Source organism: Neogemmobacter tilapiae (assembly GCF_014652215.1).
Classification (GTDB): domain Bacteria; phylum Pseudomonadota; class Alphaproteobacteria; order Rhodobacterales; family Rhodobacteraceae; genus Neogemmobacter; species Neogemmobacter tilapiae.
Genome location: NZ_BMYJ01000004.1, coordinates 284,154 through 307,366, shown reverse-complemented (window position 1 = coordinate 307,366; position 23,213 = coordinate 284,154). Strand labels below are relative to the sequence as shown.

Genomic DNA, 23,213 nt, shown 5'->3' with positions numbered 1-23,213 from the left:
ATAGGCTGGCTATGATCGACAAACGCGACCGCGCCCCCCTGTTCCGCCAGCGTCTGGCCCAAGCGATGGCGCAGAAATCCGTCACCCAAAGCGGCTTGGCCCGCGCCACCGGGGTTGACCGTTCCACCATTTCCCAGCTTCTGACCCCCGACAGCCAGCGCCTGCCCAACGCCCAACTTGCCGCCGACTGCGCGCAGGCCTTGGGCACCAGCGCCGATTGGCTTTTGGGCCTGACCGACCGCCCCGGTACGATGGCGGAACTTCTGGCGGCCTCTCTGACACTGACCGAAGCCCCCCGCGCCCTGTTTGACGAGGCGATCATCGGCTGGCACCGTGAGGCCGCGGGTTACAAAATCCGCCATGTCCCCGCCACCCTGCCCGACATGCTGAAAACCCGCGCCATGGTCGAATGGGAATATCGCCCCCAACTGGGCCGCACCGCCGAACAGGCCTTGGGTGCGTTCGAGGATCAGTTGCAATGGATGCGCGGTGCGCGCTCTGATTATGAAATCGCTTTGCCCCTGCATGAACTGGAGGCTTTCGCCACCGCGACGGGCTATTATCACGGCCTGCCTTTGGACATCCGCCGCGATCAGATCGACCGGCTTCTGGCGCTTTATGACCAGCTTTACCCCTCGCTCCGCGTCTATCTGTTTGATGCCCGCCGCCTGTTTTCCGCCCCGGTCACAATCTTTGGCCCGCTGCTCGCCGTCGTCTACCTTGGCCGCCACTACATCGCCTTCCGCGACAGCGCCCGCGTCGCCGCCGTTAGCCAGCACTTTGACGGATTGGTCCGCGAATCCGCCTTGGGCGCAAGGGATTTTGCCGCCCATCTGCAAGGCCTGCGCGACAGACTGGTTTAGTTGAACTGAACCACGCGCGCCACAAACCCCGTCCGGCGACCAGCCGGACCGCACCCGCCGCCCCCCCGGGCGGGCGCGATTGCAAGGTTGGCTGCAAGCGCAAGGTCGTCCGGGTTTGAACCATAAATCAAGGGAAACAGCCGTTGCAGCGCCCCCCCCGCGGCGGGCACGGCCCTCACCGCGATGTCGGCCTGCTCAAAGACATAGCCTTCAGAAAACCCGCAACTTCGTCAAATCATAGCCGTTGAAATCCAGCACCTCCCGCGCCGCATTCAAACGGTCCACCGGCAAGGCCCCGCCCCGGTTCAGCACAAAGCCGAAATCGCCCGAAGGCGTCCCCACCGCCAGCGTCCGCATGTCGATGTCGGCCCACAGGATCCACCATTCCTGCCCAATCCCCTGCGGATCCGCCCCCGAAAGACGCAGCCGCCCCGGCCCCGTCACATCGGCCAGCCCCCGATAGCTGACACTCCGCCCCGAAAGGCACAGGTTCAAAGCCACCGGCACACGGCCCGCCGCATCCACCGCGCCGAACTGCACCTGCCCGCCACCGCAATTCTGGTTGTTCGGCCGCTGAAACCCCGCCGCCTGCTGCCAGTTCCCCGCCAAGGCCCCCGGCTGCACGATGGTTGAGGAATAGACCGAAAGCCCCGCATCCCGGAACGACTCCCGCGACCCTTTGCCGCCACAGGCCGCAAGGGCCAGCAGGCACAGACCGACAAGGAAACGGATCACTGCACGCATTCCCGCAGCACTAGCCCATAGTCGTTAAGAATGTCGTTACACCCCAGCAAAGGATCAATCGGCGCGCAGGTCCGCGACCGCGCCAGACATTTGCCCTGACAATCGCTGTCCGCATCGCAGGATTTGTTCGCATCCCGCGTCCGCTTCACGCAGGTCCGCATGTCCTTGTTGCCGCCCACAGCCACATAGCTGCCATCGCCCCTTTCACATTTCTTCTGCGCCGCTGATTTCAGCGCGGGGGGCAGTTCCGGCTCGGCTTCTTCCACCGCCACCGCATCATCCAGACTGTCGTCCGGCTCGGCAGTCTCGGGCACGGGCGACAGCGGTGCATCTTCCGCCGGGGTCTCGGCCACAGGTTCGGCCACCGGTTTGCCCTTGGTCTTTTCCACCGGCAAGGCTGCCGTCCCCGTCTCCATGCTCGCGTCCACCATCCCCCCCGCCACCGGGTCCGGCAGTTTCACCGCAGGTTTTGCCCCCCCCTTCGGAGCCTCCAGCGCCGTCGTCGCCACTTCAGGCCCCGCAATCGCCCCCGTGATGGGCGCGGTTTCCGCCGCCGCATTCGGCTTGCCCCCCGTTTGACAGGCAGCAAGCAACAGGAACAGGGCAGGGATCAGGCGGCGCATGGGCGTTCCATCCGGCAGGGATTGTTTCGCCAGATGGCCCAAACCCATGCGTCGGGTCAATAGGGCTGGGGGTGTTCCCGCCTGACCTCCGCTATATCTGCGAGAACTTCCGCCGAAAGCACCAGATCCGCCGCCCCCAGATTGACCCGCAACTGGTCCAGCGTGGTCGCCCCAATGATCGGGATCACCGGATAGGGCCGCGATTTCAGAAAGGCGATTGCCATCTGGCACGGGTCCAGATGATGCCGCGCCGCCACCTGCAAGTAGGCCGCCACCGCTGGGAACACCTGCGGCGTCACCCGCCCGCTCAGGTCGTTGTTCAACTCTCGCCGCGTCCCGGTCGGGATCACATCCCCCGCATATTTCCCCGACAGCAACCCACAGGCCAAGGGCGAGAATGCCAGCAAAGGCATATCCTCATAGGCCGACAATTCCGCCCAATCGCTGTCAAACTGCCGACACAGCAGCGAATACTCATTCTGCACTGTCATCATCCGCGGCAGGCCCAGGCTTTCCGCCAGCGACAACCAGTTCGCCGCCCCCCAGACGCTTTCATTCGACAGGCCGAAATGCCGCACCTTGCCTTCGCGCCGCAGATCGTCCGCCACCCGCAGCACATCCTCCATATTCGCCCGGATCGCCGCCGCATCCCCCTTCGGCGCATAGCGCCAGGACTGCCGGAAATGATAGGAACCCCGGTTCGGCCAGTGCAGTTGATAGAGGTCCAGATAATCCGTCTGCAACCGCCGCAAACTGCCTTCCAAAGCCGCCCGCAGGCTTGCCCCCGTGATCGGCGCACCGGGCCGCACCACCTGTCCCTGCCCCGTGATCTTGCTGGCCAGAACCACCCGGTCCCGCCCGCCATGGGCGGCAAACCATGTGCCGATAATCTCTTCCGTCCGGCCCACCGTCTCGGCGCTGACCGGGTTCACCGGATACATTTCCGCCGTGTCCCAGAAGTTCACCCCGTGATCCGTCGCCATCGACATCTGCGCATGGCCATCGGATTCAGAGTTCTGCGTGCCCCAGGTCATCGTCCCCAGGCAAAGATTGGAAACCATCAGGCCGGTCCGGCCAAGCGGGATCAAAGGCATAGCGATTCCTTTACTTGTTGCGCCGCAGATTAACCTTCATCCCCGTCGCCACAAGACCAGCTGTCAGAAACGGATCAGAAAGGCTGCGCCGGGCCGTTCCGGCAGAAGAATGATCTCGGCCCCCTGCGCCTGAAGAATGGCCTGCGCGATGTTCAGCCCCATCCCCGTGCCGCCCGTCTCGCGCCGCGTGGTGAAAAACGGTGCAAAAATCCGGTCCCGGTTGCCTTCGGAAATGCCCGGCCCGTCGTCCTCGACAATCAGTTCCGGCGTCTCACCCGCCACCATCACCACCCGCCCCGCCCCATGCTGCGCCGCATTCGCCAGCAGTTGCGTCAACGCCGCCTCCAGCCTTGCTGGCGCGATTGGCAGCGCCACCTGCCCCCCGTCAATCACCAGTTCCAACCCCGGATGCGCCGCCCGCAGATCCGCCGCCAGATCGTCCAGCGTCGCACGCCCCCCCGCCATCGGTTCCCGCGCCGCCGCCACCCGCCGCAGCGCCACCAACTGCCGTTCCATCTGCGCCACCGCCGCCCGGATCGTCGCCAGCAAACGCGGGTCCGCAGGCTCCCCATCCTCCAGCATTTCCCCCGCCCCCTTGATCGCGGTCAGCGGCGTTTTCAATTCATGCGTCACATGGTCGGTGAAACTGCGGATCGTCGATTCCCGGTTTTGCAGCGTCGCCCCCATGTCCAGCACGCTTTGCCCCAGATCGCGCAATTCCTGCGTTCCGAAATGCTTCAGCACCTGATCGCCCACCGCATGACCCGCGCGGATCCGTGCCGCCCGCCGCGCCAAGGCTTGAATCGGCCGCAGCAACAGCCGCCACAGCAGAAAGGCCAGCACCGCCGTCGCCAGCAGAACCACTGCCCCGATGGTCAGCGCCGCCAGCCGAAAGCCCCAATCCGGGGCCAGCATCCGCAAGGCAAACAACCCAAGGATCGGCAGCGTCAAAACCGCCGCCAAGGCCCCGCCCAGCACCAACAGCAGCGGCGGCCGCCATTTCCGGTCTAGGCGTCGCGCCATTGCTTCATCCGCAGCCCGACCCCATGCAGGGTTTCCACCGGGTCTTCCCCGCCCAGCGCCTCGGCCAGCTTGGCCCGCAGATTGCGCAGATGGCTGTCCACCGTCCGGTCCGACACCGGGCTATGCGCCCCGTAAACCGCATTCACCAATTGCACCCGGCTGACCACCAGATCGGGAGCCTGCATCAGCCGTGCCAGCATCGCCATTTCCGTGGCTGTCAAACTCACCGCCTGCCCTGAAACCGAACACTCATGCCGCGCCCGGTCCAGCCGGATCGCCCCACATTCCAGCGCCCGCGGCACGGGGCTAGAGGGTGCCGCCGAACGTTTCAAAATCGCCTTGATCCGGGCCACCAATTCACGCGGTGAAAAGGGCTTGGTCACATAGTCATCCGCCCCCAGCTCCAGCCCAATGATCCGGTCCACCTCATCATCCCGCGCCGTCAGGAACAGGATCGGCACGTCTGAACTGGCGCGTAACTTCCGGCAAACCTCCAGCCCGTCCATTTCCGGCAGGCCCACGTCCAAGACGATCAGATCAGGATTGTCCCGCCGCGCATTGCGCAGGGCCGATTGCCCGTCATTCGCCGTGATCACCTGAAACCCCGCCCGTTCCAGGGCAATGGTCAGAACCTCGCGGATCCGCGGATCGTCATCAACGGTCAGAATTTTCACGGCGGGCCTGTTCTTGCGATTGCTCGGGCAGGTTAAGCGCAAGGGGGGCCAAAGGCAAAGCCCCCACTGTTTCCCCCAACCACCAACCATCCTGCAAGATCGACCGCGGCACCCCGCGCAAAATCAGTTTCTTCATGTCCTGCCCCTTTTGCTTTGGGCCTTTCTGCGGGGCCGCAAGGGCAAGCCATGGGCAGAGGATGTGCAGATTTTGATGAGGGCCGCCAATCAACACTCATTCATCGCGGTAAGGACCGGGTCCACCCATGGCGGCGGCGGGCACGGCCCAGCTGGTCTCAGGGCGGGAACCCTACTTCCGCACCCCCGCAAACCGCACCTGCCAATCCGCCCGTTCCTCATCCGTGATCTTGCGGAACAGGTTCTCCGGCACGTCATAGGCATCGCCCGCTTTCAGCAGGTCCAAAGCCGCCGAGGCATCCCCCGGCCAGGACCAATCGTCACAATGCAGCGCCTTCATCATCACCTCGGCCGCATCCGGGATGAACGGCCGCGAGATCACCGCGTAAAGCCGGATCAGGTTGAACGCCAAGCGGATCATCCCCGCCGCCTGCTCCGGGTCGGTCTTGAACACCGTCCAAGGCGCCGCCGCCTGCAGATATTCGTTCCCCGCCACCCAGATGGCCCGCAATTCGCCCGAGGCTTTGCGCACCTCCATCGCGTCCATCGCCGCCTCATAGGCCCGCAGCTTTGCGCCAATATCCGCGATCAGCGCCGTTTCCAGCGGCCCATGCGAACCGCCTGCCGGAATACCCGCGCCAAATTTCGACGCTGCGAATTTCGTGACGCGGCTGACCAGGTTCCCCAGCACATCCGCCAGATCCTTGTTCACCGAAACCTGGAAATTCTCCCATGTGAACTCGCTGTCGCTGCTCTCCGGCGCATGCGACAACAGCCACCAGCGCCAATAATCCGCAGGCAGGATCGACAAAGCCTGATCCATGAACACGCCCCGCCCTTGCGAGGTCGAAAACTGCCCACCATCATAATTCAGATAGTTGAAGGATTTCAGGTAATCGACCATCTTCCACGGCTCGCCCGAACCTAAGATCGTCGCGGGGAAAGACAGCGTGTGGAAGGGCACATTGTCCTTGCCCATGAACTGGAAATAGGTGACGTCCGCCGCCCCCTTGTCCGTCCGCCACCAGCGCTGCCACGCCGCATCATCCTTGCCGTTTGCATCCGCCCATTCGGCGGTCGCCGCGATATATTCGATGGGCGCGTCGAACCAGACGTAAAAGACCTTGCCCTCCATCCCCGGCCAAGGCTGATCGCCCCGCCGCACCGGAACGCCCCAATGCAAATCGCGCGTGATGCCCCGGTCTTGCAACCCCTCGCCGTCATCTAGCCACTTCCGGGCAATCGAGGTCGTCAGGATCGGCCAATCCGTCTTGCTGTCGATCCAGTCCGAAATCCGCCCCTTCAGCGCCTTTTGCCGCAGATACAGATGCTTCGTCTTCCGCACCTCCAGCCGGGTCGAGCCGCTGATCGCCGAACGCGGGTTCACCAGATCGGTCGGGTCTAACTGTTTCGTGCAATTCTCGCACTGATCCCCACGCGCCTTGTCATAGCCGCAGTTCGGGCAGGTGCCTTCGATATAGCGATCCGGCAGGAAACGCCCATCGTCGATGGAATAGACCTGCTCTTCCTCCACCTCCTCGATAAACCCGTTGTCCGCCAGAACCCCCGCAAAATGCTGGGTCAGTTTGTGGTTCCGCTGGCTGGAAGACCGCCCGAAATGGTCAAACGACAGCCGGAACCCCGCCGCAATCTCTTTCTGAACCTCATGCATTTCCGCGCAGAACACATCCACCGGCTGCCCCGCCTTGGCCGCCGCCAGTTCCGCAGGCGTCCCATGCTCATCCGTGGCGCAGATGAACATCACCTCATCGCCACGGCCCCTTTTGTAGCGGGCGAACAGGTCGGCGGGCAGTTGGCTGCCCACAAGGTTGCCCAGGTGCTTGATCCCGTTGATATAGGGAATTGCCGAGGTGATCAGAATCCGTGCCATATGTGCCGCCCGCGCCTAGGTTTGCAGGCGGTTTACCGCCCTTCCGATGGCAAGGCCAGAGCCTGCTTACGGTTGCCGCGCAATTGCCGCCCGGATGTCCAGCCGCACCGCCCCCACCTTCGCCGCTAAACCAAAATCGCGGTATCGGATCGTTCCCGTCAACCCTCCCCTCCGATGATCTCGATCGTGTTCCGGCTGATCCCTTTCCGACAAGGACTGACCTTCTGCACCACCTTCCGCTTCACATTCGCCAAAACACGCCCCGGTGGTGTTATTCATTCATTAATCAATTGGGCAGCAACTCTCTGCAAATGCCGCTTTTTGAACATCGACTGGCCTTGGCTGCATTTTAGGCAAATTCAAATAATCCAAAGAACCTTCAGGTGTTGCCATGACAGCCATGCTGTCGGATCCTATTTTTACCGTCCAAAGTGACCCGATCGGGGCGCAGAAGTCGCCGGTCACCCTTGCCCTTGCGGATGGCGGTTTTGCAGTTTGCTGGCTGACGGGTTCACAACTGATGACCCGCCTTTTCAGCGCCGATGGCCAACCCCGCAGCGGCGATATCCTTTTGGCCAGCGGCGTTGCAGGCTATACTGGCGCCTTGGGCGCCGATGGCCAGATGCGGTTGGTCTGGGCCACCGGAACACCCGCCGGCTGGGGCATCAAAAGCCTCACCCTCGCCCCGGACGGCACCTCCAGTCCCGGCGCTACCCTGACCGCCGACCGCCCAGGCCCCGCATCCACGCCGCAGATCCTCGGCCTGACCGACGGATTTTATGTCGCCTGGTCCGAAGCGAACGGCGACCAAAAGCAGTTGATGCAACTCCGCCTCGACGATCAGGGCATCCCATCGGATCCTGTCCCTCTCCTCGCCCAACCGGCGCTGCTCCAAGGCAATGTCCGCCTCACCCCCACCAGCCATGGCGGCTTTCTCGCCTGCTGGGAACAAGTCAACCCGCTAGGCTATGACGTCGTTGCCGCCCGCTTCGATGCCAGTGGCACCCCCTTAGGCCCCCCTTTCGCCCTGAACCAGAATCTCACGGGCTGGCAAGGCAGCCCCGCGGTCACTGAACTGGCCGATGGTGATCTTCTGGCGGCTTGGGCCGATGAAAGCACGGGGACCGCCGTCCTTTGGGCCCGACGATTTTCGGCCGATGGCACCGCCAAAAGTGACGCCTTTATGGTCGATCCGGCCCAAATGGGCTCAACACAAATCCGCCTCGTCGCCCTGTCTGACGGCGGCTATGCCGTCCTTTGGGATAAGGCGGCGGGCGAATACGGCGATCTTTGGATACAGCGCTTTGACGCACAGGATCAGATACTCGGCGCCGCCACGTGCCTCCACGACCCCGACCCTACCCAGCAAGCCCATCTGTCCGTTACGCTGCTCGCCGATGGGCGGCTTCTGGCCGCCTGGACACAGGGCACCAATCCCAACACCGATATAATGGCCCGCATTCTGGATCTGCGCGTGTCACAGGTCAACGATGCGGCGACCCTTACGGGCGCGCAACATCTGACGCAATTGATGGCCCAGGGGGCCAGTCTGACCATCGCTGAAGATGCGGCTCTGACCCTGCTCAATCAGCATGGAATCCAGTCCACCGGGCCCGACAGCGCGGGCGTCACGGTCGCTGGCCGGATTGAGGTTTCGGCGAGCTTCGGTGACTTTGCCGCGATCCGCCTCCTCGGGCAGGACGGCAGCAATTGGATCAGCGTCGCCGCCACGGGGCAGGTCGTCGCCAAGCGCGGCGCCGCGGTCGAATTGGCGGGCGACCTCAACGCCCTCACCAATGCCGGCCTCATTGACGGCAGTCGCGCCGCCCTCATCGGGGCCGAGGGGCGCGACTCTGTCGTCAACACGGGGCTCATGCGCGGCAGCGTCCAGTTGATGGCCGGGGATGACACCTTCGATTGCCGCTTGGGCCGCTTGGAAGGGATCGTCGAAGGCGGCCTCGGGAATGACCTCTATTTGATTGGGGCTAACGGCCTCAGCATCACCGAACGCGCAGGCGAAGGCCAGGACAGGGTTCAAACCCTCAAATCCCTCACCCTTGCCAACCACATCGAACGGCTTGACCTGCTGGGCTCCGCCCATCTTTGGGCCACCGGCAATGCCCAGGCCAATCTGATCAAGGGCAACACCGGCAACAACCGCCTGATCGGGTTTGGCGGCGCCGACAGCCTGCAAGGCGGTGCTGGCAACGACCGCCTGACAGGCGGCCAAGGCATTGATCAACTGACCGGTGGTCAGGGCGCCGATCGCTTTGTCTTTGCCACCAAAGCCGACAGCAACCTGCGCCAGCCCGATACGATCACCGATTTCCGCCCCGGTCAGGACAAGATCGACGTCTCGACCCTCACCGGCCCCAAACTCCGCTTCTTCGGCACTGACGCCTTCGATGGCGAACACGCCGGGGTTCGGCTGATCAAAGCCCAAGGCTGGCGGGTCGAGATTGACCTGAACGCCGACGGCCGTGCCGACTTGGCCCTTCAGATCAACCTCACCAAACCCCTGACCGAGGCGGATTTTATCCTTTAGCGGCCGCCGCCTCTTCCAGCGCCTTCAGCAGCGCCACATCGGCATAGCCATCCGCCGGAAGCCCGACCGACACCTGCCAATTCTGGATCGCCGCCTTGCTGTTCTGCCCGATCCGCCCGTCAATCCCGCCCGGATCCTGCCCCAGCTCGGTCAGCAGACGCTGCACTTCGAACCGCTCGTTCTGCGCCAACCCACGCCCCGCCCTTGGCCAGTCCTTCTGCACCGCAGGCCGCCCGCACAGCGAATCCGACATCATCCCCACGGCCAGCACATAGCTTTCCGCCGGGTTATACCGCGCCAGAACCCGTGCATTCTCGCCAATCCAGAAAGCCGGCCCCTTGATCCCCGCAGGCAGGATCACCGCCACATCCCCCGTCACGGGCAAATCACCCTGAACGCCCATCGCCACCCAATCGGCCACAGGCCGCGTTCCGGCCCAGCCGGTCTGCCGCAGATCCATCCCCTCGGGCAGCGTCACCTCGCCCCCCCAGACCTTGTCCGCCTGCCAGCCGATCCCCGCCAGATAGGTCGCGCATGAGGCCAAAGCATCCGAGGGATCCTCCCCCCAAATGTCCGACCGCCCGTCGCCATCCGCATCCACCCCATGCGCCAAATAGGTGCTGGGCAGGAACTGCATATGCCCCATCGCCCCCGCCCAACTGCCGCGCAGGTCCGACACCACACCGCTGGCCAAAATCCGCAGCGCCGCGATCAATTCGGCCTCAAAGAACGCGCCCCGCCGCCCCTCATGCGCCAAAGTCGCCAGCGAACGGATCGTGTCGAACTCCCCCATGATCTCGCCGCACTGGGTTTCAATCGCCCAGATCGCCGCCAGAACCGCCCGATCCACGCCCCAGCCCGCATCAATGCTGTCAAACAGCCGTTCTTTGCGTTCCAATCCGGCCTTTGCCGCCTCGCGCCGCGTCTCGGACACCGCCTTGTCCAGATAGAACCAGATCGGCATCCCGAATTCCCGCTGGCGCTGATCCTTCACGATCACCTCATGGTCTGACGACACGCTTTTCAAGGCCGCCGCCACCACGTCAGAAGGCAGCCCAGCCGCCTCGGCCCGCTCTGCAAAACCCGCTTTCCAGCTCTCAAAATCCGACATCTTATCCCTTCCGCCGCCGCACAACGCGCCGCTTTGTCCCGCCATCCGGCCGCCCCCGCCCCGCAGGCGCACGCCGTCCCTTGATCATTCCGGCCCGCCGCAGATGGGCCCCGTCCACTGCCAGCAGTTCCAGCGTCAGCCCCCCCGTCACCGGAACCGCCTCGGCCAATTTCACCGTCACCTTTTGCCCAAGCCCCAGAATCTGCCCGGTTTCCTCGCCCGTCAGGGTCTGCGTCCCCTCGTCATAGCGGAAAAACTCGCGCCCCAGCGACCGCACCGGAATCAGCCCATCCGCCCCGGTTTCCAGCAACCGCACGAAAAGCCCGAACTTCTGCACCCCAGAAATCCGCCCCTCGAAAGAGGCCCCCACCCGATCCGACAGATAAGCGGCCAGATAGCGGTCGTTTGTGTCGCGTTCGGCGGCCATCGACCGCCGCTCGCTATCGCTGATCAGCTTGCCGGTTTCCGGCAGCTTTTCGATATCGGCAGGCGTCAGCCCATCCTTACCCCAATCATGCGCCGCAATCAGCGCGCGGTGGACGATCAGGTCGGAATAGCGCCGGATCGGAGAGGTGAAATGCGCATAGTTCCGCAAGGCCAGTCCGAAATGCCCAAGGTTTTCCGGCGCGTAATAGGCCTGCGTCATCGACCGCAACGTGCTGATGTTCATCAGCTCGTCAAATTCCGTCCCCTGCGACTGCGCCAGCAGATTGTTCAGATGCCGCGTTTTCAGCACCTGCCCCTTGGCCAGCGTGAACCCCGCCCCTTCCGCCACTTCGCGCAAAGCGTCCAGCTTTTCCGGGCTCGGCTCTTCATGCACCCGGAACAACAGCGGTGTCCGCCGCGCGTTCAATTCCTCGGCGGCGGCCACATTCGCCAGCACCATGAATTCCTCGATCAAACGGTGCGCATCCAGCCGTTCCGGGAAAGACACCGACAGAACCTTGCCATCCTCACCCAGCACAATCTTGCGTTCCGGCAGGTCCAGCTCCAGCGGCTGCCGATCCGCCCGCGCCGCCTTCAACGCGCCGTAGGCCGCCCAAAGGGGTTTCAGCACGGGTTCCAGCAAAGGCCCGGTCTGATCATCCGGCGCACCATCAATCGCCGCCTGCGCCTGCGCATAATGCAGACTGCCCTGCGACCGCATCAGCCCCCGCATAAACTTATGCCCGATCTTTTGCCCCTCGGCATTGATCACCATCCGCACCGCCAGACAGGCCCGGTCCACATGTTCATGCAAGGAACACAGATCGCCCGACAGAACGTCCGGCAGCATCGGCACCACCCGGTCGGGGAAATAGGTCGAATTCCCCCGCTTGCGCGCCTCGGCGTCCAGCGCACTGCCCGGCCGCACATAATGCGCCACATCCGCAATCGCGACCCAAAGGATATGCCCACCGGGGTTCTTTGGGTCGCTGTCCGCCTCGGCCAGCACCGCATCATCCCGGTCCCGCGCATCCACCGGGTCAATCGTGACCAAGGGAATGTCCCGCAGATCTGTCCGCTTGCCCAAAGCCGTGGGCTTCGCCGCCTCCGCCTCGGCCATGGCCGCATCGGGGAAACGGTCGGGAATACCATGCTGATGGATCGCAATCAGGCTGATGGCCTTAGGCCCCCCCGGATCGCCCAGCCGCGCCGTGATCCGCGCCGCAGGCAGACCCATCCGCTTTGGCCCCGCCAATTCCGCCTCGACCAGCTCTCCATCCCGCGCGTCATTCGTGGCATCCGCCGCCACCCGCCATTCCTTATCCGCGCCCTTGTCGATGGGCACGATCCGCCCCCCATCGCCCTGCTTGCGGAAGATCCCCAGAATTTTCAGCGGATTGTGCCCGATCCGCCGGATCAGCCGCGCGGTGTAATCCGCCCCCTCCCCCGGCGTCGCCGTCAACCGCGCCAGAATCCGGTCCCCCGCGCCCAGCGCCGGATCGCCCTTTTGCGGACTAACCAAGATTCGAGGCGAAGGCCCCTCACCAATATCTTCCCCCGTCGCTTCCGCGAACAGATCGCCCTGCCCATCCGGCCCGATCACCCGCAACAAGGCCACCGGCGGCAAAGCCCCAAAGGCCCGCATCCGACGCGCCTTGCGCGTCAGGGCCCCTTCGGCCTCCATCTCTTTCAAAAGCCGCTTCAACTCCATCCGCAGGCCAGCACCCTTGATGCCAAAAGCCTTTGCAATGTCGCGCTTGGCCGAAAGGCCGGGATTTTCCCGCAGGAAATTCAGGATCTCGTCTTTGCTGGGCAGGTTTTCCATAGCTATTGGCCTAACATGCCAAGTCCAGCCAAGAAAGCCGCTTAACCAAAGTAATCCCGCAAGACCCGGCCATAGATCGCCTTCAACTGCCCGATCTGCGCCACTTCGACCCGTTCATCCACCTGATGCATCGTCTTGCCCACCAGCCCGAATTCCACCACCGGGCAATGGTTCTTCACAAACCGCGCATCCGACGTCCCGCCGCTTGTGCTGTATTCCGGCACCACGCCCGTTTCCGCCTGCACCGCTCCCGCCACCAGCGCCACGAACTCCCCCGGTTCGGTCAGGAAACTTTCCCCCGACACCGACAGCCGCATGTCCAGCCGCACCCCGGTTTCCAGATGCACCTCGCCCGCCAGTTCCGTCAGCCAGCGCCCCAGAGATTCCCCCGAATGCAGATCGTTGAACCTTATGTTCACCGTCGCCCGCGCCTTTTCCGGGATCACATTGTTCGCCGGATTGCCGCAATCAATCGTCGTGATTTGCAGGGTCGAGGCATCGAAATGATCGCTCCCTTGATCCAAAGGTTCCGCCGTCAGCCGCGAAAGCAACGTCACCAAAGCATGCAGCGGGTTCTTCGCCCGGTGCGGATAGGCCGAATGCCCCTGCACACCGACGGCGGTGAAATAGGCCGTCATGCTGCCCCGCCGCCCGATCTTCATCATCTCGCCCATTGTGTTCGGGCAGGTCGGCTCCCCCACCAGACAATGGCTCATCTTTTCGCCGTTCGCCGCCATCCAGTCCAGCAAGGCGACGGTCCCATCCTTCGCCTCGCCTTCCTCATCCCCCGTAATGGTCAACACAATCGCCCCATCCGGCGGCGTGTCCTTCACGAAATCACAGGCCGCCGCCACAAAGGCCGCCACGCCCGACTTCATATCGGTCGCCCCGCGCCCGTACATCCAGCCATCCACCACCGCCGCCCCGAACGGGTCTTGCGTCCAGGCCCCAGCATCCCCCACCGGCACCACATCGGTATGCCCGTTGAAGCCGAACGTCTTGTTCGCCCCCCGAACACCCCAGCGCGCAAACAGGTTCGCCGTCCCGTTCCGGTCCACCCGCGCGCAGGTAAAGCCCGCCCCTTCCAGCACCTCGGCCAACAGCACCAAAGCGCCGCCTTCCTCGGGCGTCACCGAAGGGCAGCGGATCAACCGCGCCGTCAGATCCACCGCATCAATCATAGAAAGGCGTCATCTGGGCCACGACGACCGAGTTTTCATCCAAGGCCCGCTGCATCAGTTCCCGCTCCTCCTCGGGCACCTCGTCGCCCTCGGCCAAACGTTCCTCCAGCGTGCCATAGCCCGACACATCCAACGGGGCCAGATCGGCGACCTTCAGCACTGCGACGGTTTCCCGCACCGCTTCGGCTTCATCCACGCCGCTGGCATAGATCACTAGCGCCGCCCCGGTCGCCTTGTCCGGCAAACCATCCCCTGCCTTGCGGCCCACCTCGACCACCAGCGTATAGACTTTCTGTTTCGAGACGGGTTTTTCGGGTTCTTGTTCCATGCCGTTTGGATGGCGCGCGGGGGCATGGCTGTCAAGGGCAGCACCACGCAGCAATTCTGCAACAGCCATGTTGCCCTCATAGAAAAGCCCTTGCACCGAATCAACCAACAGTCGTATCGCCCCCCTCTCGCAACAACACCCCCGCAGGAAAGGAGGGCTTGATGACTTCGACGCTGAACCAACCCTCGCTTTACCTGCCGGTCTGACCGAAACTGACGGTCCATCCTCCGGCATTGCTTTGACCGAAACGGCCCCGCGCCGGATGGATGCTATCCTATGTTTGACCAGATTGCGCTTTATCTGACCCAAGCCACCGCCAGCGATTTCTTTGCCGGCGGCCTTGTTTTGGGCTGTCTCGGCCTGTTTCTCCGTTCCGCCCAACTCGGCCTCTTAGCCGCGCAACGCCTTCTTGCGCGCCGCTGCATTGCGCGACTGACGGTTGACAACCGCAGCCACGCCTATCGCCAGATCTATGCTTGGCTCGAAAACTCCCGCGTCTTGGCCCACGTCCGGCAAGTGCGCGTCACCGACCTGCGCGACGGTCGCGGCCCGCGCTTTGGCCCCGAACCGGGCACGCATTGGTTCCGCCTTGGCGGCGTGATCTGCCGCTTTGAACGCGCCATCAGCGACCGCAGGCAGGTCGGCCAAGGCCAGTCCAGCCGCATGGAAGAAACGCTCACCCTGTCCATCTTGGGCGGCGGGTTGGCCACCATCCATCAATGGCTGGATCAGGGGGCCCATCTTCTGGCCAATGCCGAGGCCAAAGGCCCCGAGGTCTATGTGCTGGATGACGGCTATTGGGAAAGCCTCGGCCATGTCAGTGGACGCCCCTTGGCCAGTGTGATCACCGAAGACGACCGGCTGGACCTATTGGCCTCCGATCTGCGTCATTTTCTGGCCAGCGAAGATTGGTATCTGCAACGCGGTGTGCCCTGGCGGCGCGGCTACCTCCTTTATGGTCCACCGGGCACGGGCAAATCCTCGGCCATCCGGGCCTTGGCCAGCGAATTGCGTCTGGCCGTCGCCTCTATTGATCTGGGAAGGCCAGGATTGACCGACGACGGGCTTGTGCGCGCCTTCAATCAGGCCCCGCAGCGGGCGTTGATCACGCTCGAAGATGTCGATGCGCTTTTCCGCCAGCGCGAAGTGGGCGCGAAGGCGGCGGGGATCAGCTTTTCCGGGCTGCTGAACGCGATTGACGGGGTCGGCGCACAAGAGGGCCGCGCGCTGATCATGACAACGAACCACATCGAACGGCTGGACCCGGCCTTGATCCGTCCGGGCCGCGCCGATCTGCATGTGGAACTGGGCAGGGTGGGTGCGGTCGCGGCCGGGCGGCTTTTTGCGCGGTTCTTTCCCAACGATCCGCAGATGGCCGAAAGCTTTGTGCGACGGCTGGGCGCGGCGCGTTTCACCCCGGCAGAATTGCAAGGCTGGCTTCTGGCCAACGCCCACGATCCTGCCCAAGCCGCCCAAGCCGAGGGTCTTTTACAAAGGGCCCTGCTTGCGGCGGCCTAGGTTGGCTCATCGGGCGGAAAATTGGTCAAGGCGTGCCCGCATCCCCGCACGAGCGGCCACGATAAATCATTCAACTTTATGAATATAAATTATCTATCAGATGGTTGAATGCCATTTCACGCGTGAAAAACCCTTCACAAATCCCGCATCCAAAACTGCAACCGCTTCCGCGTTTCGCCCGCCTCACCCAAATCTTTCCACCCAAACTCCGCCACCAGCCCCGGCACCGGCGCATAGCCTCTGGCCTGCCAGAACCCGTCCAAGGGCCGATAATCCGCCGGTCGCGCCGGATGCTCCGCAGGGCGGATCACCGCACAAAAGGCCATCGCTTTCCGCCCCTGCAACCGGGCCTCCTCTTCCCGCAGATCAAAGAAACGATGCCCGATCCCCCGCCCCCGGTATTCCGGCAGCAGCACCGATTCCGCCGCATAATAGACCTGCCCCAGATCAATCCCCGCCGCCCGAAACGGGGCCCCGAAATCGCTGGCGTGATCCTCCATCCGCGCCGCCGTCGCCGCCCCCACCAGACGCGGCCCGTCAAAGGCCCCCACAACCAAAGCCCCCGGCGCAGCATAGGCTGTCAGATACTGCCGCTCATATTCCAGATCGCCGTCATAAAGATAGGGCCAGTCGCGGAACACGCGGATCCGCAAAGCCGCCACATCCCCTAGCGCCGCCCCCAAGGCCTCGCCCCGCAGGGCGCGGATGATCATGCCGAAACCTGCGCCACCCAGTCGCGCAGATTGTAAAAGGTCGTCACCCGGCTGATCAGCCCATCCCGCAGATCAAAGAACGCGCCCGCCGGCAAAACATAGACCTGCCCCCGCGCCTCGGGCAGGCCCGGATCGGTTTGCAGATAGCGCCCATGCACCACAAACTCCGCCGCGCCCCGCGCGCCGTTCTGAAAGATCACCATGTCGCGCAATTCCTCGGCATAGCTGACGCCCATATGCCCGCAGAATTCGGCAAACAGCGCCTTGCCCCGCCGGATGCCGCCCTCATTGACGCGGTGTTCCACATCCTCGGTCACGCAATCCAGCATCCCCGCCGCATCCCCCGCGTTGAAAGCCGCGTAATAGCGCGCGATCACATCACTCATCCGACCCGTTCCTTCTGCCCCAAATCACGCCCCAGATTGCTGGCATTCCCCGCGCCAAGCAAGGGGCCCAAAGCCTGCGCATAGCTGCGGCTGACCGGCAGCCGCGCCCCGTCGCGCAGCACCACCCACAGCTTGCCACCCTGCCGTTCACGGCCGACCACTGCCCGCGCGGCCACCCAATGCGAACGGTGAATCTGCGCGCCCAAGCCTTCCACCTGCGCCAAGGCATCGGCAAAGCGATAGAGGATCAGATCACGGCCCAGATCCGTCACCACCTCCACATAATGATCCCGCGCCGTCAGCGACACGAGGTTCCGCCCCATCCCCGGCCGCAACCGTTCCAGCAGGGGCGCAGGCGTCAGCAGCCGAGCCTCCACCGATTGCCGCGCCAAAGGCGTCTGCCCCAGCAGCCAGCACAGCACCAGAACAAAGGGCGTCAGATGCAGCCAATCCGCCACCGCCCGCTCCAACGTCATCGGCACCGCGACAAACAGATTGTCCACCCAAAGCGCGGTCAGCGTGACGGGAACCGAGGCCGCCAGCGCCGCCACCCATCCCTGCAAGGGATGTCGCGGCAACAGCGCCAGCGTCCCGAAAAACGCCAGCACCCCCGCCAGAAAGGCCGCCAGCCCCACCAAGGCCCACATCGCCAAGCGCATGGGAAAACCCAAAACCCCATAAGACCCGAACGGCCCCGCCAAGGCGAACAGCAGGATCGCCACCGCCAGCACGGCCCAAACCCGCCCCTGCCCCAAAAAGGCGCGCAGATCGACCGACAGATGTTCCAAGACCCTATGCATGGCGTCACTCTATCCCGCCGGAAACCCAAGCGCCCAGCCCATCCCCCTGCATTTCGCGCAACGCCAAGTGCATTTCACGAAATTCCCGCGCCCTTTCACGCCATTCCCCTTGGCTCGCCCCGCAAAAGCCGCCTCATGCGCCGACAGTAACCGGAGGATCCCATGCTCAAATCCATCGCCTTCCTGACCCTTCTCGCCCTTCCCGTCCAAGCCCAAGACGCCCAAAGCTTCGCCCAAAACCTTTACGCCACCATGCAGGCCCAGCCCTTTGACCCCGCCGCCCTTTCTGCGCTTTATGCCGAGGATTACACCGACCACGACCGCATCCCCGGCCCGCCCGAGGCGTCAGACCGTGATCTCATCCTTGGCCTTGTCGCCGCCCTCAACACCGGACTGCCCGACGGGAAACGCCAGTTGAATACTGTCGAAACCCTCTCCGACGGCCGCATCATGGTGCATTTCACCTTCACCGGAACACAGACCGGCCCCTTCCTCAACTATCCCCCCGCCGGAAAACCGGTCGAATTCGACGGCGTGGACATTTTCCGCCTGCACGACGGAAGGATCACCGAACAATGGCATGTCGAAGAAGTCGCCGCCCTGATGGCGCAATTGGGTGAATAATCTGTCGGCGCAGGGGCCGGGCGGCAACACCAAAACCGCGGCGTTTTTGCCTTGACCTGCGCCAGACACCGCAAGACCTTGGGCCAACCTCTTTTGCCGTTGCCAAAGGCCCCAGCATGCCACCCGTCACCTGCATCGACGATCTGAAACAACTGCACCGCCGCCGTGCGCCGCGGATGTTCTATGACTATTGTGAAAGCGGCAGTTACACTGAACAGACCTTTCGTGAGAATGTGTCCGACTTTGCCAAGGTCCGTTTCCGTCAGCGCGTCGCTGTCGATATGTCGGGCCGCAGCACCGCCAGCACGATGCTGGGCCAGCCGGTTTCCATGCCTGTCGCGCTGGCCCCCATCGGGATGCTGGGGATGCAGCATGCCGATGGTGAGATTCTGGCGGCCCGCGCCGCACGCGATTTCGGCGTGCCCTATACCCTTTCCACCATGTCGATCTGTTCAATCGAGGACGTGGCAGAGGCGACAGGCGCGCCCTTCTGGTTCCAGCTTTATGTGATGCGCGATCAGGACTATACGGCCGCGCTGATCGAGAGGGCACGGGCGGCGCAATGCTCGGCCTTGGTGCTGACGCTGGACCTGCAAATTCTGGGCCAGCGGCACAAGGACATCAAAAACGACCTGACCGCCCCCCCGCGCCTGACGGTCAAGAACCTGATCAATCTGGCCACGAAGCCGCGCTGGTGCTGGAACATGGCCCAGACCAAACGGCGCACCTTCCGCAACATCGTGGGCCACGCCAAGGGTGTCGATGATTTGCATTCGCTCATGCGCTGGACGGATGAACAGTTCGATCCGAAACTCGATTGGGCCAAGGTCGCACGCATCCGCGACCAATGGGGCGGCAAACTGATCCTGAAAGGCATCTTGGACGAAGAAGACGCCCGAATCGCCGCCGATTTCGGCGCGGATGCAATCATCGTGTCAAATCACGGCGGGCGGCAGTTGGACGGCGCCCTCTCCACCATCCGCATGCTGCCCCGCATTGTGGCGGCGGTGGGGGATCGGGTGGAGGTCTGGATGGACAGCGGCATCCGCTCGGGCCAAGACGTGCTGAAAGCCCTGGCCCTGGGGGCCAAGGGCACGATGATCGGGCGCAGTTACGTCTATGGTTTGGGCGCAATGGGCGGGCCGGGGGTGACAAAAGCGCTTCAGGTGATCCAAAGGGAAATCGACGTGACCATGGCGCTGCTCGGGGAACGGTCGGTTCAGGATGTGGGGCGGCAGAATTTGGTGGACGGGGGCTAAAGGCCCCCTCGCACCGGGGATGGCGCTATCCTCTCCCCAAATCCTCCATCACCAATGACCGATGGCAAGCGGGCCCTGCCATCGCACCATCGGCCACCGCAAAGGCCGCGCCATACATGGGTCGGATCAGATCACCCGCCGCAAAGACGCCCTTGCGGCTGGTTTGTTTCATCTCGTCCACCTTCACATAGGCCCCTGCTGGACCCTCGACCATCTCTAGCCCCAGTTGCGCGGCCAGATCACTGGCGGGTTCACTGCGGGGCATCATATACAGCACCTCGGCGGGCAATTCCCCACTGTCCAGCACAAGACCCACCATTTGTCCGTCCCGCAGGGAAACCCCTTGCAGCCGCCCGGTTTCTACCCCGATCCCCGCAGCCGCCAGCCGCTCTGCCCCCTCAGGCACCGCCGCGCCATTGGTCAAAAGCGTCAACTCACGCCCCGCCCATTGCCGTAGGAACAGCGCATGATCCACGCCCATATGCGCGTTCATCCAGATCGCTGTCGGCCGATCCGCCGCCTCATATCCATGGCAATAGGGGCATTGAAACGCTTGTTTCCCCCAGACCTGATCCAGCCCCGGCAGGTCGGGCAAGATGTCCCGCATCCCATGCGCCAGAATGATCCGCCGCGCCCGCAAGGCCACGCCCTGCCCTTTCACATCAAACACCCCCGCATTTTCCGTGATCGTCGCCACCCGCCCCTGCACCACACGGGCAGTCGGATAGGCCAGCAAATCCCGCATCCCCGCCGCCCGGATTTCCGCCGGGGGACGACCATCAAAGCCAAACAGCGAATGCCCTGCCGGGGCGAACCTGTTCCGCGTCAGCCCTTCGTCCACCACAACCACCCGACGCCGCCCCCGCGCCAAATATATTGCCGCTGACAGCCCTGCAAAACTGCCACCGACCACCACAACGTCAACAAACTCTGGTCTTTCCACTGCCATATCCATAGCCTTGCCTCATGATAACGATTCTCGTAACCAATATAGTTACATGAAACAGAACAGCAAGCTCTCCCTCGCCCTGCACGCGCTTGGCCATATGGCCCGTGCGCCGGGCACGCCCATGACCTCGGACCTGATTGCCCAGCACAACGCCACGAATCCCGTTGTTGTGCGCCGCGTCTTGGGCCTGCTGCGCGAACAGGGGGTCGTGCGGTCGGACAAGGGCCATGCGGGCGGCTGGCAACTGGCGCGGCCCGCCGATCAGATCACCGTCGCCGATGTCTATACGGCCATCGCCGAGCCCTTTGTCAGCCCCGTCGAACTTGGTCCCACCACCTGCGCCATTCAGCGCGCCATGTTCGAAACCGTCCAGGCCGCGCAAACCGAGGCCGAACAGGTCATCCTGCGGCATTTCCGCGAGCGATCCTTGCAGGATCTGGCCGATGCGATGGATGGGGCAATTTCCCCTTTGCATCCCACCAAAACCCCGCTATAGCCCCCCGGTCGCGCCGCGCACCCTTGGAGGGCGGCGGACTTATACATTGGAGAAGAACTATGGCGCGTGAGATCCCGGATCTGAACGCTGTGGTACGGACGGGGACAGGCAAGGGGGCCGCCCGTCAAGCCCGTCGTGATGGCTACGTACCCGGCATTATCTATGGTGGGGGCACCGATCCCCAGCCGATCAACCTGAAATACTATGAACTGCTGAAAAAGCTGAAAGCTGGCCGTTTCAAGCAAACCCTGATCAACCTCAAGGTCGAAGGCCAAAAGGATGTTCATGTGGTGTGCCGCGCCGTTCAGCGCGACATCGTGAAAGACCTGCCGACGCATGTCGATTTCCTGCGTCTGAGCGATGATTCGCGGATCGAGCTGTTCATCCATGTCACCTTCATCAACCACGAAGCCGCCCCCGGCCTGAAACGTGGCGGCACACTGACGATTGTGCGCCCCGAAGTGGAACTGGAAGTGCTGGCAAGCGATATCCCGGACCACATCACCGTGGACCTGACCGGCAAGCAAATCGGCGATGTGATTCACATCAATGATGTGACGCTGCCTTCGGGCGCAAAGCCGACCATCGACCGGAACTTTGTGATTGCGAACATCGCAGCACCGTCGGGTCTGGTGGCCGAGGCTGACGCCGAATAATCGCCTTTGCGATGACGAATCGAAACGCGCGGCGGGGAAACCTGCCGCGCGTTTTGTTTTAGGTGATCCACGCCGAAACCAGCCGCGCCAAGAGGTCGCGCGCCGCTTGCTGGCGCGCCAGACGATCCGGCGCGCTGATAGGGCATTGGGCGCTGGCTGCGGCATGCAGCAAAAAGGCAAAGACCCCTTCGGCCAAGGTGGCCGGGTCGGGCGACGGGCGCACCAACCCCAGTCCCTGCAACGCCCCCAATTGCCCCGCCTGCGCCGCGATCAGATCGCAGATCACCACATCCAGCCCCGCCGCCTGGCCCGCAGGCCCGGCAAAGCGGGCCAGAATGTCCAAGACTTCGGCCTCAGCCGTCATCAGCGCGAACAGCGGTTCCAGCCCCGCCAGAAAGCCCGCCACATTCGGCGCATCCGTCGGGATCAGCCCGGCCATCCGCCGCGCCACGAGTTCCGCCACCAGATGATCCTTGTCAGGGAAATGCGCAAAGAACGTGCCCTTGGCCACCCCCGCCCTTTCGACAATCGCCTCGGTGCGCAGCCCCGCTAGCCCCTGATCCAAGGCCATAGCCCCCGCCACCTGCAAAAGCCGGTCGCGGGTCTGGATGCTGCGCTGTTGCACGGGGCGGGCCATGTCCCCTTATGGCGCAAAACGTGACCTTGGTCAATTTCATGCTTGCAATATGACCACGGTCAATATTTATGTGACTGCGGTCATATTTGAAAGAATCACCATGTCCCGCAAGATCCTGATCCTGAATCTTCATCCCGCCGCTCAGTCGCTGAACCGCGCCTTGGCCGAAAGCTATGCCCAGGCCGCGCGTGAGGCGGGGCATGAAACGCGCATCCGCCATCTGCATGACTTGGCCTTTGACATGGATTTCGGGCAGGCGGGCTTCAAAGGGGCCAAGGCGCTGGAGCCTGACCTTGAAACCTTCATGGCGCATTTGGAATGGGCCGAACACCTGCTGATCACCACGCCGATGTGGTGGGGCGGTCTGCCCGGCAAGGCCAAGGCGCTGTTCGACCGCGCCTTCCTGCCCGGCCGCACCTTTGACCCGCGCATCAAGAAACTGGGCCTGCCCAAGCCCCTGCTGACAGGCCGCACCGCGCGGCTGATCCTGACCTCGGACACGCCGCAATGGTATTTCCGCTGGGCGATGGGCAGCCCGATGAAGCGGCAGGTCACGCGCCAGATCCTGCGCTATGTCGGCATTGGCCCCACGGCCTTTACCCATTTCTCTCCCGTCGAACATTCCACCGATGTCCTGCGCCAAAAATGGCTGGAACAGGTCGCCGCCTTGGGACGCCAAGCCGCCTGATTGCGGTTTGCCCGCTTTCCCCCT

The 23,213-nt window shown here is 63.5% G+C and carries 24 protein-coding genes; 8 read left to right on the top strand and 16 right to left on the bottom strand.

All coding sequences use genetic code 11. The features are described from left to right. The first annotated feature begins 11 nt into the window (after nt 1-11). The gene (locus IE095_RS08395; RefSeq protein ID WP_189411178.1) at nt 12-863 is read left to right on the top strand and encodes a helix-turn-helix domain-containing protein; all 852 of its coding nucleotides are present in this window, start codon (nt 12-14) and stop codon (nt 861-863) included. Nucleotides 864-1,073: 210 nt separating this feature from the next. On the opposite strand, the gene IE095_RS08390 is transcribed toward IE095_RS08395, so the two are convergent. The 7 genes from IE095_RS08390 to metG all read right to left on the bottom strand — a co-directional run bounded on the left by IE095_RS08390 (nt 1,074) and on the right by metG (nt 7,047). Next, a complete protein-coding gene (locus tag IE095_RS08390) occupies nt 1,074-1,607 on the bottom strand; it encodes a lipocalin family protein (RefSeq protein ID WP_229804643.1) in 534 nt (177 codons plus the stop codon). After that, nucleotides 1,595-2,230, bottom strand: coding sequence for a hypothetical protein (locus IE095_RS08385; RefSeq protein WP_189411177.1), 636 nt, complete (start codon nt 2,228-2,230; stop codon nt 1,595-1,597). The genes IE095_RS08390 and IE095_RS08385 overlap by 13 nt, the downstream gene beginning before the upstream one ends. A 56-nt stretch (nt 2,231-2,286) precedes the next feature. Continuing rightward, entirely contained in the window at nt 2,287-3,324 is a 1,038-nt protein-coding gene (locus IE095_RS08380) for an aldo/keto reductase (protein ID WP_189411176.1), read from the bottom strand. 63 nt (nt 3,325-3,387) lie between these two features. Further along, nucleotides 3,388-4,347 (bottom strand): sensor histidine kinase, encoded by a 960-nt coding sequence (locus IE095_RS08375; protein ID WP_189411175.1) that lies wholly within the window; start codon nt 4,345-4,347, stop codon nt 3,388-3,390. Further along, nucleotides 4,332-5,021 carry a response regulator transcription factor gene (locus IE095_RS08370; RefSeq protein WP_229804642.1) on the bottom strand — a complete coding sequence of 230 codons (690 nt, stop codon included), beginning with the start codon at nt 5,019-5,021 and terminating at the stop codon, nt 4,332-4,334. The genes IE095_RS08375 and IE095_RS08370 overlap by 16 nt, the downstream gene beginning before the upstream one ends. Further along, nucleotides 5,002-5,157 (bottom strand): hypothetical protein, encoded by a 156-nt coding sequence (locus IE095_RS18315; protein ID WP_229804641.1) that lies wholly within the window; start codon nt 5,155-5,157, stop codon nt 5,002-5,004. Before IE095_RS18315 ends, IE095_RS08370 begins: the two co-directional genes overlap by 20 nt. Before the next feature lie 171 nt (nt 5,158-5,328). Continuing rightward, a complete protein-coding gene (gene metG, locus IE095_RS08365) occupies nt 5,329-7,047 on the bottom strand; it encodes a methionine--tRNA ligase (protein ID WP_189411173.1) in 1,719 nt (572 codons plus the stop codon). A 391-nt stretch (nt 7,048-7,438) separates the two neighbouring features. Between metG and IE095_RS08360 the strand changes: the two genes are divergently transcribed. Continuing rightward, nucleotides 7,439-9,592 carry a calcium-binding protein gene (locus IE095_RS08360; RefSeq protein ID WP_189411172.1) on the top strand — a complete coding sequence of 718 codons (2,154 nt, stop codon included), beginning with the start codon at nt 7,439-7,441 and terminating at the stop codon, nt 9,590-9,592. Here IE095_RS08360 and IE095_RS08355 read toward each other — a convergent pair. Genes IE095_RS08355 through IE095_RS08340 form a run of 4 tightly spaced genes read right to left on the bottom strand, consistent with a single transcriptional unit; the run spans nt 9,582 to nt 14,463 of the window. Next, the gene (locus IE095_RS08355; RefSeq protein WP_189411171.1) at nt 9,582-10,703 is read right to left on the bottom strand and encodes a lytic murein transglycosylase; all 1,122 of its coding nucleotides are present in this window, start codon (nt 10,701-10,703) and stop codon (nt 9,582-9,584) included. The genes IE095_RS08360 and IE095_RS08355 overlap by 11 nt on opposite strands. Nucleotide 10,704: 1 nt before the next feature. Beyond that, entirely contained in the window at nt 10,705-12,954 is a 2,250-nt protein-coding gene (gene rnr / locus IE095_RS08350; RefSeq protein ID WP_189411170.1) for a ribonuclease R, read from the bottom strand. A gap of 41 nt (nt 12,955-12,995) precedes the next feature. Then, the gene (gene dapE, locus IE095_RS08345; protein WP_189411169.1) at nt 12,996-14,135 is read right to left on the bottom strand and encodes a succinyl-diaminopimelate desuccinylase; all 1,140 of its coding nucleotides are present in this window, start codon (nt 14,133-14,135) and stop codon (nt 12,996-12,998) included. Further along, nucleotides 14,128-14,463, bottom strand: coding sequence for a DUF8846 family protein (locus IE095_RS08340; protein ID WP_189411168.1), 336 nt, complete (start codon nt 14,461-14,463; stop codon nt 14,128-14,130). Before IE095_RS08340 ends, dapE begins: the two co-directional genes overlap by 8 nt. 276 nt (nt 14,464-14,739) lie before the next feature. Here IE095_RS08340 and IE095_RS08335 point away from each other — a divergent pair, with 276 nt between their 5' ends. After that, nucleotides 14,740-15,981 carry an AAA family ATPase gene (locus IE095_RS08335; RefSeq protein WP_189411167.1) on the top strand — a complete coding sequence of 414 codons (1,242 nt, stop codon included), beginning with the start codon at nt 14,740-14,742 and terminating at the stop codon, nt 15,979-15,981. A 134-nt stretch (nt 15,982-16,115) separates the two neighbouring features. Here IE095_RS08335 and IE095_RS08330 read toward each other — a convergent pair whose 3' ends face one another. Genes IE095_RS08330 through IE095_RS08320 form a run of 3 tightly spaced genes read right to left on the bottom strand, consistent with a single transcriptional unit; the run spans nt 16,116 to nt 17,880 of the window. After that, on the bottom strand, nt 16,116-16,694 hold the full coding sequence (locus IE095_RS08330) for a GNAT family N-acetyltransferase (protein ID WP_189411166.1): 579 nt from the start codon (nt 16,692-16,694) through the stop codon (nt 16,116-16,118). After that, nucleotides 16,691-17,080, bottom strand: coding sequence for a nuclear transport factor 2 family protein (locus IE095_RS08325; protein ID WP_189411165.1), 390 nt, complete (start codon nt 17,078-17,080; stop codon nt 16,691-16,693). Before IE095_RS08325 ends, IE095_RS08330 begins: the two co-directional genes overlap by 4 nt. Beyond that, a complete protein-coding gene (locus IE095_RS08320; RefSeq protein ID WP_189411164.1) occupies nt 17,077-17,880 on the bottom strand; it encodes a LytTR family DNA-binding domain-containing protein in 804 nt (267 codons plus the stop codon). Before IE095_RS08320 ends, IE095_RS08325 begins: the two co-directional genes overlap by 4 nt. Nucleotides 17,881-18,042: 162 nt before the next feature. Here IE095_RS08320 and IE095_RS08315 point away from each other — a divergent pair, with 162 nt between their 5' ends. Then, nucleotides 18,043-18,504, top strand: coding sequence for an ester cyclase (locus IE095_RS08315; protein WP_189411163.1), 462 nt, complete (start codon nt 18,043-18,045; stop codon nt 18,502-18,504). A 116-nt stretch (nt 18,505-18,620) separates the two neighbouring features. After that, entirely contained in the window at nt 18,621-19,763 is a 1,143-nt protein-coding gene (locus IE095_RS08310) for an alpha-hydroxy acid oxidase (RefSeq protein ID WP_189411162.1), read from the top strand. 25 nt (nt 19,764-19,788) lie between these two features. Here the strand turns inward: IE095_RS08310 and IE095_RS08305 are convergent, their stop codons facing one another. After that, a complete protein-coding gene (locus IE095_RS08305; protein ID WP_189411161.1) occupies nt 19,789-20,712 on the bottom strand; it encodes an NAD(P)/FAD-dependent oxidoreductase in 924 nt (307 codons plus the stop codon). Between the two features lie 49 nt (nt 20,713-20,761). Here IE095_RS08305 and IE095_RS08300 point away from each other — a divergent pair, with 49 nt between their 5' ends. Both IE095_RS08300 and IE095_RS08295 read left to right on the top strand, forming a co-directional pair. Next, nucleotides 20,762-21,208, top strand: coding sequence for an Rrf2 family transcriptional regulator (locus IE095_RS08300; RefSeq protein ID WP_189411160.1), 447 nt, complete (start codon nt 20,762-20,764; stop codon nt 21,206-21,208). 59 nt (nt 21,209-21,267) lie between these two features. Then, on the top strand, nt 21,268-21,864 hold the full coding sequence (locus tag IE095_RS08295; protein WP_189411159.1) for a 50S ribosomal protein L25/general stress protein Ctc: 597 nt from the start codon (nt 21,268-21,270) through the stop codon (nt 21,862-21,864). Between the two features lie 58 nt (nt 21,865-21,922). Here the strand turns inward: IE095_RS08295 and IE095_RS08290 are convergent, their stop codons facing one another. Next, nucleotides 21,923-22,501, bottom strand: coding sequence for a TetR/AcrR family transcriptional regulator (locus IE095_RS08290; RefSeq protein WP_189411158.1), 579 nt, complete (start codon nt 22,499-22,501; stop codon nt 21,923-21,925). A gap of 100 nt (nt 22,502-22,601) precedes the next feature. Between IE095_RS08290 and IE095_RS08285 the strand changes: the two genes are divergently transcribed. Further along, complete coding sequence (locus IE095_RS08285) at nt 22,602-23,189, top strand: NAD(P)H-dependent oxidoreductase (RefSeq protein ID WP_189411157.1); 588 nt, start codon at nt 22,602-22,604, stop codon at nt 23,187-23,189. Nucleotides 23,190-23,213 lie beyond the last annotated feature (24 nt).

Excerpts from the sequence above, each read along its gene's own strand:
- IE095_RS08315 (WP_189411163.1), top strand. The coding sequence starts at position 18,043 with ATGCTCAAATCCATCGCCTTCCTGACCCTTCTCGCCCTTCCCGTCCAA.
- IE095_RS08300 (WP_189411160.1), top strand. The coding sequence starts at position 20,762 with ATGAAACAGAACAGCAAGCTCTCCCTCGCCCTGCACGCGCTTGGCCAT.
- IE095_RS08330 (WP_189411166.1), bottom strand. The coding sequence starts at position 16,694 with ATGATCATCCGCGCCCTGCGGGGCGAGGCCTTGGGGGCGGCGCTAGGG.
- IE095_RS08390 (WP_229804643.1), bottom strand. The coding sequence starts at position 1,607 with ATGCGTGCAGTGATCCGTTTCCTTGTCGGTCTGTGCCTGCTGGCCCTT.
- IE095_RS08295 (WP_189411159.1), top strand. The coding sequence starts at position 21,268 with ATGGCGCGTGAGATCCCGGATCTGAACGCTGTGGTACGGACGGGGACA.
- IE095_RS08335 (WP_189411167.1), top strand. The coding sequence starts at position 14,740 with ATGTTTGACCAGATTGCGCTTTATCTGACCCAAGCCACCGCCAGCGAT.
- IE095_RS08360 (WP_189411172.1), top strand. The coding sequence starts at position 7,439 with ATGACAGCCATGCTGTCGGATCCTATTTTTACCGTCCAAAGTGACCCG.
- IE095_RS08355 (WP_189411171.1), bottom strand. The coding sequence starts at position 10,703 with ATGTCGGATTTTGAGAGCTGGAAAGCGGGTTTTGCAGAGCGGGCCGAG.
- IE095_RS08325 (WP_189411165.1), bottom strand. The coding sequence starts at position 17,080 with ATGAGTGATGTGATCGCGCGCTATTACGCGGCTTTCAACGCGGGGGAT.
- IE095_RS08375 (WP_189411175.1), bottom strand. The coding sequence starts at position 4,347 with ATGGCGCGACGCCTAGACCGGAAATGGCGGCCGCCGCTGCTGTTGGTG.
- rnr (WP_189411170.1), bottom strand. The coding sequence starts at position 12,954 with ATGGAAAACCTGCCCAGCAAAGACGAGATCCTGAATTTCCTGCGGGAA.
- IE095_RS08380 (WP_189411176.1), bottom strand. The coding sequence starts at position 3,324 with ATGCCTTTGATCCCGCTTGGCCGGACCGGCCTGATGGTTTCCAATCTT.
- IE095_RS08320 (WP_189411164.1), bottom strand. The coding sequence starts at position 17,880 with ATGCATAGGGTCTTGGAACATCTGTCGGTCGATCTGCGCGCCTTTTTG.
- IE095_RS08340 (WP_189411168.1), bottom strand. The coding sequence starts at position 14,463 with ATGGAACAAGAACCCGAAAAACCCGTCTCGAAACAGAAAGTCTATACG.
- IE095_RS08310 (WP_189411162.1), top strand. The coding sequence starts at position 18,621 with ATGCCACCCGTCACCTGCATCGACGATCTGAAACAACTGCACCGCCGC.
- IE095_RS08385 (WP_189411177.1), bottom strand. The coding sequence starts at position 2,230 with ATGCGCCGCCTGATCCCTGCCCTGTTCCTGTTGCTTGCTGCCTGTCAA.
- IE095_RS18315 (WP_229804641.1), bottom strand. The coding sequence starts at position 5,157 with ATGAAGAAACTGATTTTGCGCGGGGTGCCGCGGTCGATCTTGCAGGAT.
- IE095_RS08305 (WP_189411161.1), bottom strand. The coding sequence starts at position 20,712 with ATGGCAGTGGAAAGACCAGAGTTTGTTGACGTTGTGGTGGTCGGTGGC.
- IE095_RS08395 (WP_189411178.1), top strand. The coding sequence starts at position 12 with ATGATCGACAAACGCGACCGCGCCCCCCTGTTCCGCCAGCGTCTGGCC.
- IE095_RS08285 (WP_189411157.1), top strand. The coding sequence starts at position 22,602 with ATGTCCCGCAAGATCCTGATCCTGAATCTTCATCCCGCCGCTCAGTCG.
- metG (WP_189411173.1), bottom strand. The coding sequence starts at position 7,047 with ATGGCACGGATTCTGATCACCTCGGCAATTCCCTATATCAACGGGATC.
- IE095_RS08290 (WP_189411158.1), bottom strand. The coding sequence starts at position 22,501 with ATGGCCCGCCCCGTGCAACAGCGCAGCATCCAGACCCGCGACCGGCTT.
- dapE (WP_189411169.1), bottom strand. The coding sequence starts at position 14,135 with ATGATTGATGCGGTGGATCTGACGGCGCGGTTGATCCGCTGCCCTTCG.